Annotated in this window: 18 protein-coding genes; 6 read left to right on the top strand and 12 right to left on the bottom strand. The window is 58.8% G+C overall.

Annotated features, from left to right (window positions below):
* Positions 1-11 precede the first annotated feature (11 nt).
* From G536_RS0119280 to G536_RS30980, 3 genes are all read right to left on the bottom strand, one after another.
* Positions 12-581 carry an outer membrane beta-barrel protein gene (locus G536_RS0119280; protein ID WP_022825243.1) on the bottom strand — a complete coding sequence of 190 codons (570 nt, stop codon included), beginning with the start codon at positions 579-581 and terminating at the stop codon, positions 12-14.
* Between the two features lie 27 nt (positions 582-608).
* Entirely contained in the window at positions 609-1199 is a 591-nt protein-coding gene (locus G536_RS30975; RefSeq protein ID WP_022825244.1) for an outer membrane beta-barrel protein, read from the bottom strand.
* Positions 1200-1319: 120 nt separating this feature from the next.
* Positions 1320-2072, bottom strand: coding sequence for a septal ring lytic transglycosylase RlpA family protein (locus G536_RS30980; protein WP_051167043.1), 753 nt, complete (start codon positions 2070-2072; stop codon positions 1320-1322).
* A gap of 445 nt (positions 2073-2517) precedes the next feature.
* Here G536_RS30980 and G536_RS0119295 point away from each other — a divergent pair, with 445 nt between their 5' ends.
* Both G536_RS0119295 and mgrA read left to right on the top strand, forming a co-directional pair.
* Positions 2518-3429, top strand: a complete 912-nt coding sequence (locus G536_RS0119295) for a DUF72 domain-containing protein (protein WP_022825246.1) — start codon at positions 2518-2520, stop codon at positions 3427-3429.
* Positions 3430-3654: 225 nt separating this feature from the next.
* A complete protein-coding gene (gene mgrA, locus G536_RS0119300; protein WP_026880387.1) occupies positions 3655-4650 on the top strand; it encodes an L-glyceraldehyde 3-phosphate reductase in 996 nt (331 codons plus the stop codon).
* 146 nt (positions 4651-4796) lie between these two features.
* Here mgrA and G536_RS0119305 read toward each other — a convergent pair whose 3' ends face one another.
* From G536_RS0119305 to G536_RS0119320, 4 genes are read right to left on the bottom strand one after another with little or no spacing between them, the layout of a single operon-like run.
* Positions 4797-5543 carry a hypothetical protein gene (locus G536_RS0119305; protein ID WP_022825248.1) on the bottom strand — a complete coding sequence of 249 codons (747 nt, stop codon included), beginning with the start codon at positions 5541-5543 and terminating at the stop codon, positions 4797-4799.
* A gap of 22 nt (positions 5544-5565) precedes the next feature.
* Positions 5566-6507, bottom strand: coding sequence for a DUF4097 family beta strand repeat-containing protein (locus G536_RS0119310; RefSeq protein WP_022825249.1), 942 nt, complete (start codon positions 6505-6507; stop codon positions 5566-5568).
* Positions 6504-7226, bottom strand: a complete 723-nt coding sequence (locus tag G536_RS0119315; protein ID WP_022825250.1) for a hypothetical protein — start codon at positions 7224-7226, stop codon at positions 6504-6506. Before G536_RS0119315 ends, G536_RS0119310 begins: the two co-directional genes overlap by 4 nt.
* Positions 7223-7771, bottom strand: a complete 549-nt coding sequence (locus tag G536_RS0119320) for an RNA polymerase sigma factor (protein WP_051167056.1) — start codon at positions 7769-7771, stop codon at positions 7223-7225. Before G536_RS0119320 ends, G536_RS0119315 begins: the two co-directional genes overlap by 4 nt.
* A 185-nt stretch (positions 7772-7956) precedes the next feature.
* Between G536_RS0119320 and G536_RS0119325 the strand changes: the two genes are divergently transcribed.
* A complete protein-coding gene (locus G536_RS0119325) occupies positions 7957-10077 on the top strand; it encodes a matrixin family metalloprotease (protein ID WP_033370544.1) in 2121 nt (706 codons plus the stop codon).
* Positions 10078-10185: 108 nt separating this feature from the next.
* Here G536_RS0119325 and G536_RS28940 read toward each other — a convergent pair whose 3' ends face one another.
* On the bottom strand, positions 10186-10746 hold the full coding sequence (locus G536_RS28940) for a DUF6992 family protein (RefSeq protein WP_022825253.1): 561 nt from the start codon (positions 10744-10746) through the stop codon (positions 10186-10188).
* 185 nt (positions 10747-10931) lie between these two features.
* Positions 10932-11879 carry a 3-oxoacyl-ACP synthase III family protein gene (locus tag G536_RS0119335; RefSeq protein ID WP_022825254.1) on the bottom strand — a complete coding sequence of 316 codons (948 nt, stop codon included), beginning with the start codon at positions 11877-11879 and terminating at the stop codon, positions 10932-10934.
* A 160-nt stretch (positions 11880-12039) separates the two neighbouring features.
* Between G536_RS0119335 and G536_RS28945 the strand changes: the two genes are divergently transcribed.
* Positions 12040-12609, top strand: coding sequence for a hypothetical protein (locus G536_RS28945; RefSeq protein ID WP_157530781.1), 570 nt, complete (start codon positions 12040-12042; stop codon positions 12607-12609).
* A 73-nt stretch (positions 12610-12682) separates the two neighbouring features.
* On the opposite strand, the gene G536_RS0119345 is transcribed toward G536_RS28945, so the two are convergent.
* A complete protein-coding gene (locus tag G536_RS0119345; RefSeq protein WP_022825256.1) occupies positions 12683-13399 on the bottom strand; it encodes a head GIN domain-containing protein in 717 nt (238 codons plus the stop codon).
* A 200-nt stretch (positions 13400-13599) separates the two neighbouring features.
* Here G536_RS0119345 and G536_RS0119350 point away from each other — a divergent pair, with 200 nt between their 5' ends.
* Positions 13600-14091 (top strand): nuclear transport factor 2 family protein, encoded by a 492-nt coding sequence (locus G536_RS0119350; RefSeq protein ID WP_022825257.1) that lies wholly within the window; start codon positions 13600-13602, stop codon positions 14089-14091.
* 24 nt (positions 14092-14115) lie between these two features.
* Here the strand turns inward: G536_RS0119350 and G536_RS0119355 are convergent, their stop codons facing one another.
* Both G536_RS0119355 and G536_RS0119360 read right to left on the bottom strand, forming a co-directional pair.
* A complete protein-coding gene (locus G536_RS0119355; RefSeq protein WP_022825258.1) occupies positions 14116-15873 on the bottom strand; it encodes a hypothetical protein in 1758 nt (585 codons plus the stop codon).
* 244 nt (positions 15874-16117) lie between these two features.
* Positions 16118-18166, bottom strand: coding sequence for a M13 family metallopeptidase (locus G536_RS0119360; protein ID WP_022825259.1), 2049 nt, complete (start codon positions 18164-18166; stop codon positions 16118-16120).
* A gap of 220 nt (positions 18167-18386) precedes the next feature.
* Here G536_RS0119360 and G536_RS0119365 point away from each other — a divergent pair, with 220 nt between their 5' ends.
* Complete coding sequence (locus G536_RS0119365; RefSeq protein ID WP_022825260.1) at positions 18387-18815, top strand: hypothetical protein; 429 nt, start codon at positions 18387-18389, stop codon at positions 18813-18815.
* Positions 18816-18829: the final 14 nt, after the last annotated feature.

Consider the following 18829-nt stretch of genomic DNA (forward strand, 5'->3'; position numbering starts at 1 on the left):
GGGTAGGTTGCTTACTTTGACGGCAAGAACACCGAGAAGCCCGCCCGTACGTCAAGGTAGCCGATGGTAGGATTCGGGCCGTTGTTGTCGCGGCCGTAACCGGCAACAACTTCTAGGGCCGCACCGGGAGTTAAAAAGTAGTTGTAGCCTAGGCCAACCGCAAAGTTTTTATTGGTGCTAGAATACTTCTCATTGTAATCAACTTCAACCTTGGTATTGCTGCGTTCAATCCCGACGCTTGCCTGCCCGAAAAAGCGGTGTGGCGTAGTGCCCGCGAAATAATAGCGCGCAAAAGGGGCCAAGCCGTAGGAAACAGTACGACGGCTATATTCCTGAAAAGAGCCATTGTCGCTGCTAAGCCGCTGATAGCCCAGCGTCACGCTAGTGCCAAGTAAGAAATCATCGGTTAAAAAGACGCCCGCCGACGGAAACAGTGTTACGCCTATGCCACTGTCGTTTTGGCTTTGGGTGTAGTCGAGGCTGCCAATGTTGACCCCGATGAATTTAGAGCCTTTGGTGGTTTGGGCCATGGCCGATGTGCACAATATGCCGCAGGCTCCCAGTAGGAATAGCTTTTTCATGTTCAAATAGATAGGAGGATACGCTGACTATTCAGTAGGCACAGTGGCGGCTTGGCGGGAGGGCAGGAAAATGGCAAAACCCGCCCGGATACTGAAGGTGCCGTTCGAAGTGCCATCGACGCCGTTGCGGTTGTAGCCAGCTGTTGCTTCTAGGGCCGCACCCGGCGTCAGAAAGTAGTTGTAGCCTAAGCCCAAACCTAGTATGCCATAGGGATTGGTGTTTGAACTCGACCCGAAGGACCCTTCACTCTTAGTATTTAGCCAAACCAGCCCGGCGTTCAACTGCCCGAAAAGTCGGTGCTTGTCCGCGCCCACAAGGTAATACCGGGCAAACGGTACCGCTCCGTAGGTGATTTGGCGTATCGAACTGTCGTAGAACCCCTCGCGCTTTGAGTTCCTGTACCCCAAGTCGGCAGTTACACCCAGCAGAAACTTGTCGGCCACGAACTTGCCCACCGTCGGGTACAGCGACACTGCGAAGTTGCTGTTTTGTTGTTTGACTTTGCTGTAGCGCAGGTTGCCTAGGCTAGCACCCCAGTAGGTAGTGCCTTTTTCGGTTTGCGCCGAGGCAGTGGTGAAGGCCAGCCCACCCAGGGCTAGCAGTAGTAATTTCTTCATTGAAGAATAATTGTCGTTAGGAATAGGACGTAGTTAGGCAAAAGATAAGGCCGACCAACGCAAAAAAGCCGCTGACACACGTGGTGTCAACGGCTCTTGCACGGATTGTAGTATAGCTGCTTACAGATTTTCGCCCTGCCGAACCAGACCCGTTACGCCCACTTTGGTGAGGCGGGCACACAATGCCTTGGCTTCGGCGGGAGTAGCGAAGCGGCCTACTACCACGCGGCTTAGGGTTTTGCCTTCGGGGGTGCTGGTGGCCACAGTGGTAGCCAAGAGCTTGGGGTCAAGGGCTTGAATCCGGTCAATCATGGCTTGGGCGTTGCGTACGTCGCCAAAGGTTCCAGCCTGTACCACGTAGGTGGCAGTGGGTTCGGGCAGGCGTGCTATGTCGTCGGCTTCGGTACCACCCGCTACGATGTCGGTATGCAAGCTGGCTTCTGTTACGCTAGCTGGGTTGTCGAGCAATAACGCTAGGTCGGCGGGTGCTTGGGTGATGCCGAGGGGGGTGTCTTCAGGTACTATTTCAGCCAGCACCGATACAGCGCCCTGCGTGACAATGCCTAGCGGGCGAGCGGCTACTTCCGATAGGTCGAGGATACGCTGATGGCGGAAAGGGCCCCGGTCGGAAACCCGCACCACAACGGATGCGGAGGTTTCGGGATTGGTTACGCGCAGCTTGGTGCCAAAGGGCAGCGTCTTGTGGGCGCAGGTGAATTTGTTGCGGTCGAACCGCTCGCCGCTACTAGTTGGCTTGCCTTGGTGCTCCCGGCCGTACCAAGAGGCGCGGCCCCGGAGCAGGGCTGCCCGGCGGGCAGCCATAGCCGTTGTTTTATCGTCGTCGGGGGCAGCTTGTACTACAGTAGCAAACAAGAGTAACCAGGAAAAACACAATCGGATAAGGAAGCTCGAAGAACTCAGTTGTAGAGGCAACTTCATTGGTGGGCTATAATGATGAACATGTCAAAGCTAACCGAGCCCAGCAAATTTCAACCTCACGGATGGGGCAGCACCAGCTTATGCTGGTCTGTAAATTGTCTTTTTCGTATAAAACTTGCATTTAAGTAATTCTATGTGGTAATACGTGAAAAGGTGGTTGTGTTTAGTTGAGCCGTGTTTAGCACTATTAAAAGACAATCGGCTTATGCCATTTTAAATAAGATTATCTGCCGCTTAAAAAATTTTGGCTTGCAGCGCAGCTGTATTGCAAATGGCGGGTTGCATAAGTCGCGGAATTTTCATAAGAGAAGTAAAGGTATGCCTCTGGTGTCGGTGCTTCGTTTTCAGCCCATCCGTCAATTTCGCCGTAAGTTGCTGTATGGATTTTGGCCGCCTTTCCGACCTGCGTTACGTTGATTTTCGCCTCCCCCCCGACCACCCCGACACGGCTGCTGTGCTGGCCCGAGCGGCCACGACCCCTGCCCCGCCTCAGGTGTTCGTGGGCTGCCCCATCTGGACCAACAAGGCGTGGCTGGGCTCGTATTTCCCGGCCGGCATCCGCGACGCCGAGTACCTGCACCACTACGCCCGGCAGTTCAACAGCCTGGAGCTAAATACCACGCATTACCGCATCCCCGACGCACCCACCGTGCGCAAGTGGCGCGATGCTGTACCGGTTGGTTTCAAGTTCTGCCCCAAGCTGCCCCAGGTTATCAGCCACGACCGGGCCCTATATAATGTGGACGACCTCACGGTTAGCTTTTGCCGTTCTATCCGGGAACTGAACGAGCGGCTTGGCTGGTGCTTGTTGCAGCTGCCGCCCACCTTCGGCCCCGAGCACCTGAGCCGCTTGGAACGGTATCTGCTCGACTTCCCGGCGGATATTCCGCTGGCCGTAGAACTGCGCCACCCCGGCTGGTACACCGATAAGGTGGCATTTGCGGCGGTGGCAGCCATGCTCGAAGCCATCAACAAAACGCTGGTTATTTCGGATGTAGCTGGCCGCCGCGACGTGCTGGCCATGCGCCTGACCACGCCCACGGCGTTTATCCGCTTCAACGGTCACGGCCTCATCCAGTCCGACTACCAGCGCGCTGACTACTGGGCCACGCGCATTGCCGAGTGGTTGCAACAGGGCCTGCACACCGTGTATTTCTTTGTGCACCAGAAGGACATCATGCACACCCCACTCTGGACGCAGTATTTTCTGGAAAAGCTGAACGGCCTCACCGGCCTCACTGTGCCCGCGCCGCGCATCATTCCGCAGCCAGTGCAAGGCAGCTTGTTTTAGGTGGTGGCTGATTGATGATGGCTGGTTGTTGATTGGTAATTTCAGCAACAGCAAAACGAACAACGGCGAGACGCCATACCTAACGTCTCGCCGTTGAACAACCAAAACCGCGCCGTTGAAAACAATATCAGCAACGCCGAAACGCGAACCGAAAGTCAGCAAATCAAGTGTCACGTCTTTACATCGGACGGTAACAATCAACTACCACCAACCACCAATCCAACCATGCACTACCTGCCTTCGCCTGCCCGCTACCAGCACATGACCTACCGCCGCAGTGGCCGCAGCGGCCTAAAGCTCCCGGCCGTATCGTTGGGGCTGTGGCACAATTTCGGGGACGTAGACCAGCTAGCCAACTTCCGCGCCATTTTGCACCGAGCTTTTGATAGCGGCGTTACGCATTTTGATCTGGCCAACAATTACGGTCCGCCGCCCGGCTCGGCGGAAATCAACTTCGGGCGGATTCTGAAAGAGGATTTCCAGGGTTACCGCGACGAGCTGATTATCTCTTCGAAAGCTGGCTACACCATGTGGGACGGGCCGTACGGCGACTGGGGCTCGCGGAAGTACTTGGTGTCGAGCCTCGACCAAAGCCTCAAGCGCATGGGCCTCGACTACGTGGACATCTTCTACCACCACCGCCCCGACCCCGAAACGCCACTCTACGAAACCATGAGTACCCTCGACTTACTGGTGCGACAGGGCAAGGCGCTGTACGTGGGCTTAAGCAACTACCAGCCCGCCGAGGCCGCCGAGGCCATCCGAATTCTGCGCGAGTTGGGCACGCCCTGCCTTATTCACCAGCCCAAATACTCTATCTTCGAGCGGTGGGTGGAAGATGGCCTGCTGGATTTGCTGGGCGAGGAAGGGGTAGGCTGCATCCCGTTTTCGCCCCTGGCCCAAGGCCTGCTCACCGACAAGTACCTGCACGGCGTCCCCAGTGATTCTAGAGTGGCAAAAGGTGTAGGCTTCCTAACTTCAACCCAACTCACGCCGGAGCGCCTAGAGCAAATTCGGCAGTTAAACGAACTGGCGAAGTCGCGCAACCAAAGCCTGGCTCAAATGGCGCTGGCCTGGATTCTGAAAGACGAGCGGGTTACGTCGGTCCTCATCGGGGCCAGCAAGCCCGAGCAGCTTACCGACTCGCTCCGTAGCTTGGAAAACACCACGTTCAGTGCCGAGGAACTAGCGATAATTGATAAGCAGTCGGGTAAGCAGTAGTGTGTAAAAAAAGTTTTACATAAGCCATCATGCAGAGGCGGAGCCGAAGCATTTCGCCTGTTGACGTTAGTTTACTAACCAACATCAGCACGCGAGATGCTTTGGCTCCGCCTCTGTATGACGAGCCTTTTCAATAGACGAACCACTTACCGCCCCAGCGCCAGCCCGATGCGGAAGCTGCCGGCCAAATCAAAGTCATCGACTTCAGGGACCAGCTTGGTGCACACACCGATGTTGAAATCGACGAAGCCATATTGGCCCAGGCGGCGCTGCAAGCCGTAGAGTAGCGCCATATCGGCCCGCACGAGGGGTTTGGTGGTTTCGTAGTAGTAAAATGGGGTTTCGTGAGAGTAGCGGCCGAAGCCACTACCAACGGCTACGGATAGGTAGTTGGCCGAGAAATTACTGGCGCTTTTGCCCTTCCGAATCCGCTCATCCAAGTTGTAGTAGAAACGGCCTGCCACTTGGGAGCGGACACTGAAACTACGGCGTACCGGCCCGCCCACAAACCGGCGGAACCGGGTGAAATCCGGACTCAATTCGGTCATTATGGATACGTCGGGGCGCAGTTTCTGTTCATAAATCAGGTACACGCCGAAGCGGGCGTAGGCTTCGTCATATTCCAGATTAGAAAGCGGCGCGTCCAAGTTGTTCAAGCCCAATTTCCAGAGGCGTTGTTCTTCCACTTGCAACCGCGCCAGCTTGCTATACGCCCGGCCCAACTGCCTGCGCGGGGGCTCGGTTTCCAGTACGGTTTCCTCACTGTAGCGAATCCGAGCGGTGTCGGGGGCAGTGGTTTGAGCCGCTACTGGGCGCAAGCCGCCTGCCAGCAGCGCCCCACAGAACAAGACAACACGCACTAGTACTGAGCTGGAAAAGGGAACTTGAATCATGGGGGCAAGGTAGGCAACCCGGCTACGGCCGCACAAGCAGCGGCTGAGTTTGGAGCGTAATGGGGGCGTAGGAGGTAATCACGCGGATGAGCGGCAGCTTGGCATCGTTGGTGACTTCCAGTAGGTTGCGGCCAGTAAGCGTACGTTTAGAAGTGTAGCTGGCCGGGATGGTGAGCTTGCCTTGGTTGGTGGTGAGGTGGTAGTTGAAGCTGCTCAGCCGCGGCACGCCCACGGTTACCTCGGTGCGCGACGCATCCACAAACGCACTTTTCAGTTCGTCGCTGGGCTCTAGCACAATGCTGCCGTAGGCGTTGCTGATGGCGTAGGTGCCGCCGGCCCCAGTCAGCTGCACCGCCGACTTATCGGCCCGGCAGATGAAGGCGCAGTTGAGGTTGGAGCCGGTTAGCTCGGCGTAGCGCACAGTAGCTTCCAGGCTGCCGCGCAGGTTACTAAGCGTAACCGCCCCGAAATCCTGAGTTAGCAGTTGGCGGCCGGTCAGGTCCGACAGCTCGGTCTGGCCGTAGGCATTGATGATTTCCAGCGGGTTGCCAGCCGGCATCATCACCACATATTCGGCGCGTAAGTCGCTCCGCACGGGCGGCATACCCGGCGTTACGGCAAAGTAGTTCACTAGGTCGATGGTGGTGCCTTTGCGCGCTATCTGGTAGCGGGCGGCGGGGAGCTCTCGTTCGGCAATGGTGCGCTCGGGGTGGCGGGCGCTCAGCTTAAGCACCACCTGCACGGTGGGTTTGTCCCAGCCCTGCACCTTGAGGGTGGCTTTTTCGGCCCGAATCCGAATCAGTGTGCCGGTGGGGCAGGCCAGGGTTTGCTCAATGGTGCGGGTGAGCACCTGCACCTTGCGCTGCGCCTGCGCCGCTGGCAGCGTCAGCAGCAAGCACAGCAGCCCCAGCAGTAGGTCGCCCCAGCGGCGCGGCCGCCAGACGTAGAAAGGGTAAGCACTCATGAGATTAAGAGTTGAATCAGCTCCCGCGTAACGGAAGCTTTGAGGGTAGTAACCCGCACCTGGTTGCGGACCAGCTCGGGAGTGGCGCCAAAACGGCGGGTGGCTTGCTGCAAGCGGATTTCCTCGGTTTCCAGCTCGGTTAGCTGGGTGCGCAGCTCCTTGAACTCGCCCGACTGGCACACGGTCGGCAGCGAGGTGCAATGCGCATCAATGAAGGCCACTCCCTCCTGCCCCAGCGGGTCGATGGCCGATTGGATAGGTAGCGTGGCAGCGGGTGCTTCCACAGTTTCTTCGGAGTAGGTGATGGTTTCGTGCGGAGCAGAAGTTTCCTGGTACGCCACGGCGGGCGTATCGGCCACGGGGCGCTGCCACCACACCAGCACGCACACCAGAATGGCTGCGGCTATACCCGCTACGAAGCGTAACGGCCGGGCCGCCGACCACATAGTGCGAACTACAGCTGGCGTAACTGGTTCGGGAGTAGTGGTTTCGGTGGGTAGTTCAGTTGCGTCGAGGCGGCTGGCAATGGCGGCCCACAGAGCATCATCGGGGGCGTGAGTAGGAAGAAGGGGAAGGGTGCGGTGAATGGCTTGGTCAGCCGCCAGCTGGGCTTCGATATGGGCCCAGGTGGCGGGAGCGGGTTCGTGAGAGGGCAGTTCATTCAGTGCCCGCCGCAGGTTCTGGTGCCCTTGGTCGGGCAGCTCGGGGGTCTGGCTCATAGGTGATACAAATGGTAAAGTTTGACTTGCAGCAGCTTCTTGGCGTGAAACAGCTGCGACTTGCTGGTGCCTTCCGAAATGCCCAGCATCTCGGCCACTTCGCGGTGCAGGTAGCCTTCCACCTCAATCAGGCAGAATACGGAGCGGTAGCCGGCGGGTAGCTCACTGATGGCTTTTTCCAGGGCCTCGCCAGTTAAGTTATCGTGCCAGGCCACCAGCGGCTCGGGGTGGCGCTCCTGGTCGTACACTTCCATGCGTTGCTCGCGCCGGAGCGTAGCCAAGGCCCGCCGCACCACAATGGTTTTAATCCAGGCGCCTAGCGTAGACTGCTGCCGGAAGCTGGCCAACTGCCGGAACACATCCACAAAAGCATCCTGCAACGCATCCTGCGCCAAGTCGTGGTCGTTCCCCAGGATGCGTAGCGCACACGAAAACATGGCCGTTTTGTAGCGCTGATACAGCCGGTACTGCGCCTGCCGGTCCTGGTTGAGGCAGGCGGTCAGCAGCAGGTGCTCTTCAGCAGACGTATCGGGGGCGGGAGGCAGCGTCACGGAACGGGTTGTTTAGCCTAAAGGGAAGCGGCACCAAATAAAGGTTGGCAACCACTGAAAAAAAGCTTCAACCTGCTTGCCGTCAGCGGATAAATAATAGTGTAAAGTTCACAGGAACAGGCTTCCGGCTCCTATCCAAATCCCGTATCTTGAGGGCCTGTTTTCATTGCACCTTTTCTATGCTCTTGCGTTTTACCGCTCTCTGCCTGTTTGGTTTGCTTTTGGGCGACGCTGCCCAGGCGCAAATTTCCGCTGCTCCTGCTGAAACCCACTGTTTGGTTGTTCCGCTCGACCCCGCCCAGCGATCCAGCCAGGCTACGCTGGTAGTGGAAGCTACCGTGCTTAATAGCCGTAGCTTCTGGGACGCCCGCCACCAGCGCATCTACACGGCCCACCGGGTGCAGGTGTTCAGTAGCTTCAAAGGCCAAGCTCCCACTGAGCTGACCGTGCTAACCGAAGGCGGTACCGTAGACCTCACCCGCCATGAGCTAACCAATACGCTCACCTTGCAACCTGGCCAGCAAGGCGTGCTGTTTCTGGTGCCCGCTACCTTCCCCGGCACCGAAAGCGCCGGCCCAGCCTGGATGGCCTACGGCAGCCAGCAAGGCCTCATCGGCTACGACTTAGCCACCGGTATGGCCGCCGACTTGTTCCGGCAATATGGTACGGTGAGCTCATCATTCTACCAAAGCCTGACTACGCTCACCAGTGAGCCACGCCGAATAGTGCAGCCTAATCCGGTGCTGGCTGCGGCACTAAAGCAGCAGGAATCTCCTATTCTGGCCCGTGGCACGGCTCCGGTGGTCAGCACATTAAGCCCTGCCAGTATACCGGCCGGCACCGGCGCCGTGCTGACTATCAGCGGCAGTGGTTTTGGTGCAACGCGCGGAACAGGGTTTGTGGAGTTTCGCAACGCCGACAACGGTGGCTCCTCGCTGGTGAAGCCGCAGGATTCAGATTACGTCAGCTGGACTGATGCCCGCATTCAGGTGCGGGTTCCCTCGTTGGGGCAAGGGGTGAATGGCGCGTTGAGCCCGGCCGGCAGCGGACAGGTGCGCGTGACCACCGCCGACCAGCTGGCTGCTACCAGCTCGGCGGCCATTACCGTGCCCTACGCCATCAGCAACGTGCAGCTCAACGGTACCAACCAGATTCTGCGGCCTAGTCCCATCAACCAAAACGGGCGCGGTGGCTATACTTTCCGGTTTGAAGCAAGCTTTGCCAGCAACACGGCGGCCGTTACGGCCTTCCGCAACGCGCTGGCTACCTGGCGCTGCCAAAGTGCCATGAACTGGGACCTAGATGCTATTCCGCGTACCAGCCGGGGATCCAAAGAAGACGGCGAAAATAGTATTGGGTTTGACTACGCCGAGTCGGAATTGCCGGCGAATGTGCTGGGGCGCACCACCAGCTACTACCGCGGTTGCTTCCAGCCTGGTGGCGGCGTGGCATTTGCGGTGCAGGAAATTGATATGCAGTTCGATGATGCCACCACTTGGCAGTTCGGACCTCTGCCTGCCGTTTCACCCCAGCTGGATTTCGAGTCGGTGGCGGTGCACGAGCTGGGGCACGCACAGCAACTGGCCCACGTTATTTTGCCCCGCGCCGTGATGCACTACGCCGTGGCCCGTGGCCAAACTAGCCGCGCCATCAACCAAGATGATGTAACAGGCGGGCGGCTGGTGCTGCGTACCCGCGGCTTTGTACCGCAGGGCTGCGGCAGTGGGCCCATGCTGCCCGCACCCCTCACCGGCCTAGCGGCCATTACCACCACCGCCGGTATCGACCTCACTTGGACCACCCAAGACGAGTGTTTTCTCGACAACTTCGTGGTGGAACGCTCCTTGGCCCCCGATACCAGCGCTTGGCAAACCCTGGCTACCGTGCCGCGCGCCACTGGCAACGCCTACCGTTACCTCGATGCCCAGCCCCAGCCCGGTTTGCGCTACTACCGCCTGCGGCTGCGGCGGCCCGCCACTAGCTTCGGCCCCGCTTCCCTAGATACCACCGTGCCCGTGCTTGCCCAGGCCGATGCCGCCACGGCGCTGCTGCCCCAATTGTTTCCCAACCCCGCCGATGATACCGGCCTGACGCTGCAATATCCCGCCACCGCCAACGGCCGTTTGATAGTGTCGGTGGTGGATGCCATTGGCAGGCGGCACAGCATTATTGGGTTGGAGTTCCTGTCAGGCCTCAACCTATTGCGCGTTCCTACGGCCAGCTTGCGCCCTGGCTGGTATATCCTTCGTTTCCGCGTGCCCGGCGGCCGGGAAACCAATTTGCCCTTCGTGCGGCGATAGGTGATAAGTGGTGAACTGGTGAGCTTGCGAGATGGTGAGTTTGATGTTCTATTTGCGCCACTTGCGCAGATTAGCGCTAGCAGTACATAAACTCACCACTTCACTTATTCACAATTTAGCCACAAAAGCCACTGAGTTAGGGCCTGCTTCAAGGTGGCTCAGTAGCGGGTAAAGGCCAGTTTTGCCGTGGGCATGGTGGGCGGCGAACAGTATGCCATCGAAGGCCAGTAGGAAGCCGCCTTGCAACAGCAAAGAGCGGCCGTATCCCGTCAGGCGTTCCTGCTGACGCTGGGTGGAGCGGCTGCGGGCGCGCTCTTTCAGGTAGAAGCCGGTGGCCACATACGCCACATCCAGACCCGTATTGAGCAGGTAGAGGTTTTCGGTGCGCAGCTGGGCTTTCACGGTGCCGGCTTGATCGGTGGGTAGAGTGGCGCGGCGCGCGGCCAGCAAGGAGCCGCCGGCCAGCGCCAGGTTCACAACTCCCCAGCCCACGTTCATCTGGTGGAAGTATTTCTCGGGCCCATCGGTGGCAAAATACCGCGCGCCGCTCACGGCCACGTTGCCCACGGCCCAAGCGCTCAGCACTTGCATGCCACGTTGGTCGAGGGTGGTGCGCCGGGTGTTGTAGGCGGGCACGGTTTGCGCCACCAACGGCAGTGGCAACGACAAAAGGCAGCAGAACAGTCGTAATGGTAGAAACACGAGCCAGAGCATAAGTGGATACAGCGGAAAGCCGGACTTTGCAACATTTGTTTGCAAATCCCGGCTTTCTAATAGCCCGTAAACAATAGGCAAGCATGGAGTGTGGAAGTCTGTTCCGCGCTACATACTTACGTGGTAGATACCCTTACGTCTTACCGCTCCAGCAGCATAGCCCCGTAGGAGTAGCCCCCGCCAAATACGGTAATAATCACCCGGTTGCCTTCTACCAGCTGGTTCCAGGTGTCGCCGAGGCCGATGGCGGCGCCAGCGCATCCGGTGTTGCCGAGTTGCTCGATGTTGGATACGGCCCGGCTGGGGTCCATGCCCAGCTGCTTCACCACATTTTTGGTGATGCGTAGGTTGGCCTGGTGCGGAATCAGGTAGGTTACATCTTCCACGGCCAGCTGTTGGCGCTCCAGCAGTTGCTCGGTTACGCGGGCCATGTAGGTGCAGGCGTGCGTGAATACGTCGCGGCCGTGGGGCATCACAATGCCTTTTTCCACCGGCTTCAGCGTTACCGATTCGTCGGCTTTGCCCACTACGGCCGCGCCACCGGTTACCACTTCCACAATGCGCAGGTCGTCGGGCGAAATTCGCTCTTTGCTGATAAGCAGGGTGGAGGCACCATCACCCCAGAGGTGGCCGGCCATGGTATCCTGCTCGTTGTTGTAAGCGGTGTTGTGCTCACTCACTACCACCACCGCCCGAGTAGCTTTGCCCATGGCGAAATAGCCTTCCACAATCTCAATAGCGTTCAGCAGCGACGAGCAGGCCGAAGAAATACTCACCACCGGAATTTCATTGACGCCCAAATCCCGTTGTACGGCGTGGGCCAGCGTGTAAATGGTGTCGTGGGGGGTATAAGTGGCGCCCACAATCAGGTCGATGGAGCTGGCGGGGAAGGCAGGAGCCTGCGCCAAGGCGCGCCGGGTGGCCTCCAGGGCCATGGTGTTGGTGTTTTCGCCGGGGCCAGCCTTGCGCCGCTCTCTGATGCCGGTGCGCTCAATTATCCAGTCGGAAGCCAGGCCGTTGAGGCGCGTGAAATGCTCGTTGGTTACTACGTAATCGGGCAGATAAGCTGCCACTCGGTGAATATACACGGAGAAGAAAAGGTCGGGTTGGAGCGAAAACAGCTGTAAAGGTACGAGGCTGTAACCGGACCGTAAGGACTGATTAGCAGAGGGGCCCGTACTTTGCAGGGCGTTTTCGCGTTCAAACGCCGAAACCGGGGCCTAGTTCCCTTCCATCGGTTACAAGATTATGATGTTTTACCATTCCTCTTCCTTCTATTTTCCGCTTCTACTGGCCGTAGCCCTATTGCTGGGGGCCAGCCGGCCCGCGCAGGCCCAGAAATACCGCACTGCCGCCGGCCTCCGGCTTAGCTCGGGTATGTACGGCCTCACGGTGCAGCAAAAAATTCTACCCAAAACTACGCTGGAAGGGCTGGCGCTGGCTGGCTCACGCGAGGTGACGGGCACGGTGCTGGCCGAGCAGCACTTCGGGTTGCTCGGCCCCAGCCTCAACTATTACCTCGGGGCTGGCGGGCACGTGGGCAACCACAAGGACACGGGCGCGTTTGGCGGGGTTGATTTCATTGTGGGGGCTGAGTATAAAATTGCGCTCAGCCGCTTCGTTGTTGCCGCCGACTTCAAACCCAGCATCGAGTTCAACTCCGACGACTGGGCCCGGTTCCCCACGGCTTTTTCGGTGCGCTACATCCTCATCAAGGACAAGAAAAGCGGCTTCCTCAACGATGTTTTCGGCAGCGACAAAAACGATAAGAAAAAGAAAAAGGCCCCAAGCCAGCGCCGGGGCCTCTTTGATTGGTGATTTAGTGAGATAGTGAAATGGTGAGCTTGACGTTCTACCGGTGCCGCTTGCGCAGCCACGACATTAAACTCACCTACTCCTGCCGTACTCGGCCGCTGCCAGCGGTGGAGCTGCTGACTTTGGCGCCGCCCGTGACGTAGACGTTTCCGGATCCGGAAATCCGGGCGTCAAGCGTTTCGGTGGCGTTCAGGCGGCAGTTGCCGGAGCCGCTGATGCGTACGTTGCAGACGTTGGAGCGCACCTTGGCGGCTTGCAGGCTACCCGAGCCGCTGATGCTCACACTCTGGCGCGGGGCGGTACCCGCACCAAGGCTCACATTGCCGGAGCCGGAAACGGTGGTTTGCAACTCTTCGGTCTGCACAGGGCCCAGGTCCAGCGTACCCGAGCCACTTACGTTCAACGCCAATTCCTGAGCTTTTACGCCATCGGCAGCTTTCATTCGGCCCGAGCCGCTTACGGTGAGGGCGTTGACGGAGGGCACGGTTACGTACACTGTCACGGGGCCTTTGAACTTGTAGTTCGACCAGCTCATGCCCTTTTCCTGCTTGGTACCGATGCGTAGCCGGTTGCTACTCACGGCGGTTTCCAGGTGGGTCAGGTCTTCGGGCTGGGCATCTACCACCACTTTCTGGGGGCTGCCCTGCACCAATATCACCGTGGCCGAGCCGGCCAGCGTAACCTGGTTGAAGGTGTATACTTCACGCGTTTCGCGAGCGGCTGTAGCGGTGAAGCCGGCCAGCAGCAGCGCGCTGGCGAGGATAGGGGAAAGGAAGCGGCGCAGGGTTTGCATAGCGGCTGGTAGTTGGAAGTGAGGTATCTGCTGGGGAAGATGCCGGGCCGCGCCCAACCGTTGCCTGGCTTGCGGTACTCAAAGAAATAAACCTGTGCCGCTGCCGTAAATAGTGAAAAATCTGCCTGGCGGGCGCGGTTTTTTGTGCAGCTTTAGGTTTCCGACAAGGCCGAGTTTCGGCTGCTACCCATTGCCCTGCCATGCATCCCCACGACCAGCTTCTACACCGTTTTTACCAGGCTTTCCAGCGCCGCGACCATGCGGGTATGGCAGCCTGCTACCACCCTGAGGCTACGTTCGAGGATGCCATATTTCAGTTACAGGGTCCGGCCATTGGCAAAATGTGGCGCATGCTTTGTGAGCGGGGCCAGGATATGCGCCTAGCTTACAATGACATCCAGGCCGATGCGCAACAGGGTAGCGCCACTTGGGATGCGCACTACACGTTTTCGCAAACCCGCCGGCCGGTACACAACCATGTGCAGGCCCGCTTCACGTTTCAAGACGGCTTGATTCGCACCCACCACGACCGGTTCAGCTTCTGGCAGTGGTCGAGGCAGGCGCTGGGGCCGGTTGGCTGGCTGCTGGGTTGGTCGGGGTGGCTGCAAAACAAGGTGCGCAAATCGGCCGCTGAGGGGCTGGCCAACTACCGCGCCTCTTCTGATAAAGCCGTGGTCAACCCGGTGTCATAAGAATTGCCTGGCCGCTACCAAACCCTAGTAGTGCGTGTGGTTAACGACGGTGCTTTTCAGGTAGTCGCGGTTTTTCTTGAGGTCGGGGCCACTGGTGCGGGCCGTGCGGCTACCGTACACCGCAAGCCGGCCACGGGCCAGCGTAATCACCTGCTCAGCGCCGTTGCCCAGAAAATCGAACATGTGAAACACCGGGTCGGGGAAGTACAGCTCGCCGGTGCCCGCGTCGTTGAGGCGGAATTTGTGCCAGAACAGCGTGGTGGAGCCGTTGCCGAGCCAGTTGCCGCGCACGAAGTCGGGGTTGCCGTTGATGGGGTTGCCGGGCCACTTTTTCAGCAGGGTGCCTTGGTTATCGAACCAATAGAGCTGGCTAGATAAGTAAGGCTCCCCGATGGCCCGGTTACCGTAGGTGCGCCCGCCAATTACCACCTGCGGGCCGGGTACATTTTTCAGGAAGTCGCCCACGGCTAGCTGCTGGCTGTGCTCGGCGGTATTCTGCCAGATGATTTTGCCGGTCAGGGCCTCGTACACAAATACGCCAGTTTCACTGTTGGCCGTCACAATATCGAGCTTGCCGTCGTGGTTCACGTCCGCGAATTTGTAGCTGTCGGCGTGGTCGTGGTTGTCGGGCAGCAAATCGAACCGGTTCCAGATTTCCTGGCCGTTGTGGTCGAGCAGTAGCGTGCCCACTAGCACCTCATCGAGGCCATCGTTGTTGAGGTCAACGGGGTATACGTAGTGGCCGAGGTTGTCTTTCTTGCGGGTTTCGGTGTGTTGCCAGAGCTGCTTGAGGCCCGAAGAGTAAGCGGTGATGGTGATGGTGCCGCCCATGTCGGTGAATACTACCAAATCGTTTGGCCCATCGGGGTGCAGCTTGGCCACGGCCAGCCGGAAGTTGTTATATGCGTGGGGCAGCGGCCGGGTGGGCCACGGCGTTTTGCGCTTGATTTTGCCGGTGCGGCCGTCGGCTACTACCAGGTACTCCTGGCCTTCCAGCTGGCGCCAATGCACCACTTCCGCCTTGCCGTCCCGGTCGAAGTCCCAGACCACGCCGGGCGCTTCAAACTCTGAGCGTTCCTTGGTGTACTCGGTGGGCGCCTGGTAGCTCCACAGCGGGCGGCCTTCGTAGTCGAAAACGTGCGCGGAAAAATCGGGTTCCAGCACCAGAAAATCGGTTTTACCGTCGCCGGTTACGTCGCCGAACTTCACCGCGTTGGAAGCCGGAATAGCATAGCTTTTCAGCAATTGCACATCGGTAGGCAGTTGGTAGGGGCGCACGTCATCTTCGCGTAGGTTCGGGTTCTTGCTGAGTGCCAGCACGTCAAACGCCGGGCTGCTGTCGATGCGCGTTATCTTGATATTGAGCGAGCCCGCCGGCAATTCAAACGTGCCCCCGGCCTGCCAGCTCAGCGGCGTCTGCCCAAACGTAGCGGTGGTTACCTTATCGTTGACAGCTACTTTAAAGCCGGTTTTTCGTTCGCCCTGGCTGCGCACGTACAGGTAATACGTGCCGGCCTCGGGCACTGCTACCTTGGTCATCAGGTTGGTTTCCGACTTCAGCACTAGGGCAGTATTATTGAACACCCAAGGCGCTTTCAGGGCGTCGGCATCGGCAATGAGGTTGCCTTTGGGAATCTCCTGTAAGAAGTCGGAAGCGGGAATAAGCACTGTAGCCGGTAAGGGCGCCGGGCGGCTACCGCCAGGGCGGGTGGGTGTTTGCTGAGCCCAGGCGGGTAGGCTACCGGCAAACGCCAGCAGGCAAATAAGGAGGCGGGTTGTCATGGCGGCGTGGCTGGCGTGGAGTGGTAAATCAATGGTATCTATTTGCGCCGGGCGAAGCGTCCTGTACTTGCCTGTCGAAATTCGCCAGCAAAAAAAACCGGTCATGCCAGCTGATGCACCAACTAAAAAGCCCTTCTGCCAGACAGCAAAAGGGCTTTTCTTACTACATACCGCAACTAGAAAGGTAAAAGCTAGTTCCCTGAGCTGAGGAGGAGAACTAGCTTTACCTTTCTAGTTGCTCGAATTACCAGATGGTTACGCGGGCGGAGTCGGGGCGGTAGAGCTTGTCGGTGGGCTTCACGTTGAAGGCTTCGTAGAACGCCGGCACGTCGGCGAAGGGACCATTTACGCGGTAGCTGGCCGGCGAGTGCACATCGGTGAGGATGCGCTGGGCCAGTACCTCGTCGCGCTGGTGGCCTTGCCAACCCAAGGCATACCCCAGGAAGTAGCGCTGGGTGGGCGTGAGGCCGCCAATCTTCTCGCCCTTCTTGTACTGCTCGGTTTTCTTGAAGGCATCAAAGGCAATGACGATGCCCCCGAGGTCAGCAATATTCTCGCCGGCCGTGGCCTTGCCGTTGATGTGCAATGAATCGAGCACGGTGTAGCCGTTGAACTGGCGCACAATGCCGTTGACGCGCTTCTGAAACGCGGCCCGATCTTTCTTGCTCCACCAGTTGCGCAGGTTGCCTTTCTCATCGAACTGGCTGCCTTCATCATCAAAGCCGTGCGTCAGCTCGTGCCCAATCGTGCTGGCCCCCGCGTAGCCGTAAATGATGGCGTCGTCGGCGTCGGCATCCTTGAGGCCCGGAATGGCGAAAATGGCGGCTGGCAGCACAATTTCGTTGTTGCTGGGGTTGTAGTAGGCGTTGTAGGTCTGCGGGCTCATGCCCCACTCGGTGCGGTCAACAGGCTTGCCCAGCTTGTTGATGTTGAAGCGGTAGTTCCACTGGTTGGCGCGCATCATGTTGGCGGCGTAGGAGTCGCGCTTGATGTCCAGGGCCGAGTAGTCTTTCCACTTGTCGGGGTAGCCCACTTTCGGCGTGATGCGGGTGAGTTTCACCAAGGCTTTCTGCTTGGTGGAGTCGCTCATCCAAGTAAGGGCCTGAATATGCTCCCGGAAGGACTCGACCACGTTTTCGGTCAGCTTGGCGTAGCGGGCCTTGGTTTCGGGCGCGAAATACTCTTTCACGAATAGCTGCCCCAGGGCTTCCCCCATAGCGTTTTCCTCGTCGTCGAGCACCCGTTTCCAGCGGGCGCGCTGCTCTTTGCGGCCTTGCAGCACGGTGCCGTAGAAACGGAAGTTTTCGTTGTCGAAGGGGGTACTTAGGCGCTCGGCGTAGGTGTGCAGCAGTTGCCATTGCAGGTAAGCGCGCCAGTCATCCACGGGGGTAGTGCGCAGCAGGCGGCCCGCTTCGCGGTAGAACTCTGGCTGGCCCACAATAACGGTGTCCACCTGGCCTAGTTCCAGTTGCGTGAGCCAGGCTTTCCAGTCGAGGCCGGGCGTGAGCTTGCTCAGGTCGGCTACGGTCATCTTGTTGTAGTTGGCGTACGGGTCGCGTAGGGCTTCCAGCTTGCGCGAGGAGCCGGCCAGTGCCGTTTCCAGCTTCACAATCTGGGTGCTGTGGCGCTGGGCCGTGGCTGCATCTTCGCCCATCAGCGTCAGCATCTTGGTGATGTGTCCGCCGTACTCGTTGCGGATGTTGGCGGTGCGCTTGTCTTTGTTGAAATAGTAGTCCCGGTTGGGTAGGCCCAGGCCGGCTTGCCACAGGTACAGCACCATCTTGTCGCTGTTTTTGGCGTCCTGCATCACCGCCGGCCCCATCAGCGCATTCACGTTCAGCGGAATCAGGCGGGCAATGGCGGTCTGCACGTCGGCGGGGGTACGCAGGGCAGCCAGGCGGTCCAGCTCGGGTTTCAGAGGGGCCAGGCCCTGCTTGTCAATAGCCGCGGAATCCATGCCGGTGGCCCAAAAATCCCCGATTTTCTGTTGGGTGGAACCAGCAGTGGCTTTTGTGCCAGCGGCTTCTTTGTTGAGCGCCAGCAGGCGGCCATACACTTCGTTCTGCACTTCCTTGGCAATGCTCCAGCCGCTTTCGGAAGCCGGAATCGGGTGCTTCTTCAGCCACGCACCGTTGGCGTACTGGAAAAAGTCATCGCCGGGGCGGACGGTGGTGTCAAGGCTGGCCTGAAGCAAATCGGGCTGGGTGCTGCCTGCTTTGCCGCCCGACTGGCAGCCTCCCAATGCAAGTAAGAAAGCCGGCGCGGCCAGCAACTGGGAAAAACGGAAATTCATTGGGCAGGGGAAAGAGAATGATGGAATGTGCAAGTGTGAAAGTAGTGGTTCGCAACCAGCGAAAGAAGCGTAAGTAAGCTGAACGGGTTGCAAGGCCGCTTCACCCGATTAGCTTTCTCGTTTCTGAGTTGGGCTAGCCTAGAAACAAGGATGAAAAGCTACTCCGTTCGTATGAGGCTAAGGCCGCGGTGGCTTCCTGACTTGTGCTTTCTCAATCTGTATGTCAATCAAGCTCTTAGTGCTGCTCAACTTCACGCTGGCGGTGTACCTTACCGGCGTTATCTGGACGGTGCAGCTGGTGCATTACCCCAGCTTTGCGCAGGTAGCGCCCGATAAGTTTGTGGCGTTTCATCAGCAGCATTCCAACCGCATTAGTTGGGTGGTAATGGCTCCGATGGTGCTGGAACTGGGGCTGGCGGCGTGGCTGGCATGGCAGGGGCGGGGTTTGGGGGCGCCGGTGTGGTGGGCCTTGGCGCTGGTGCTACTGGTGTGGGCAGCCACGTTCTTCCTATCGGTGCCGTTTCATAACCGGCTGGGGCAGGGCTACGACTACGTGGCCATTGATGGGCTGGTGCGTACCAACTGGACCCGAACCCTGGCCTGGACGGTGCGAAGCGGCCTGCTAGGGTGGCTGCTATGGCGGCTGTAAGCGCCAGCATAAGA

The organism is Hymenobacter norwichensis DSM 15439 (genome assembly GCF_000420705.1).
In the GTDB taxonomy this organism is placed as follows: domain Bacteria; phylum Bacteroidota; class Bacteroidia; order Cytophagales; family Hymenobacteraceae; genus Hymenobacter; species Hymenobacter norwichensis.

Bases quoted from the DNA above. Each gene is read 5' to 3' on its own strand.
- G536_RS0119280 (WP_022825243.1), bottom strand. From the start codon at position 581: ATGAAAAAGCTATTCCTACTGGGAGCCTGCGGCATATTGTGCACATCG.
- G536_RS30975 (WP_022825244.1), bottom strand. From the start codon at position 1,199: ATGAAGAAATTACTACTGCTAGCCCTGGGTGGGCTGGCCTTCACCACT.
- G536_RS0119295 (WP_022825246.1), top strand. From the start codon at position 2,518: ATGGATTTTGGCCGCCTTTCCGACCTGCGTTACGTTGATTTTCGCCTC.
- mgrA (WP_026880387.1), top strand. From the start codon at position 3,655: ATGCACTACCTGCCTTCGCCTGCCCGCTACCAGCACATGACCTACCGC.
- G536_RS0119305 (WP_022825248.1), bottom strand. From the start codon at position 5,543: ATGATTCAAGTTCCCTTTTCCAGCTCAGTACTAGTGCGTGTTGTCTTG.
- G536_RS0119310 (WP_022825249.1), bottom strand. From the start codon at position 6,507: ATGAGTGCTTACCCTTTCTACGTCTGGCGGCCGCGCCGCTGGGGCGAC.
- G536_RS0119315 (WP_022825250.1), bottom strand. From the start codon at position 7,226: ATGAGCCAGACCCCCGAGCTGCCCGACCAAGGGCACCAGAACCTGCGG.
- G536_RS0119325 (WP_033370544.1), top strand. From the start codon at position 7,957: ATGCTCTTGCGTTTTACCGCTCTCTGCCTGTTTGGTTTGCTTTTGGGC.
- G536_RS28945 (WP_157530781.1), top strand. From the start codon at position 12,040: ATGATGTTTTACCATTCCTCTTCCTTCTATTTTCCGCTTCTACTGGCC.
- G536_RS0119345 (WP_022825256.1), bottom strand. From the start codon at position 13,399: ATGCAAACCCTGCGCCGCTTCCTTTCCCCTATCCTCGCCAGCGCGCTG.
- G536_RS0119350 (WP_022825257.1), top strand. From the start codon at position 13,600: ATGCATCCCCACGACCAGCTTCTACACCGTTTTTACCAGGCTTTCCAG.
- G536_RS0119355 (WP_022825258.1), bottom strand. From the start codon at position 15,873: ATGACAACCCGCCTCCTTATTTGCCTGCTGGCGTTTGCCGGTAGCCTA.
- G536_RS0119360 (WP_022825259.1), bottom strand. From the start codon at position 18,166: ATGAATTTCCGTTTTTCCCAGTTGCTGGCCGCGCCGGCTTTCTTACTT.
- G536_RS0119365 (WP_022825260.1), top strand. From the start codon at position 18,387: ATGTCAATCAAGCTCTTAGTGCTGCTCAACTTCACGCTGGCGGTGTAC.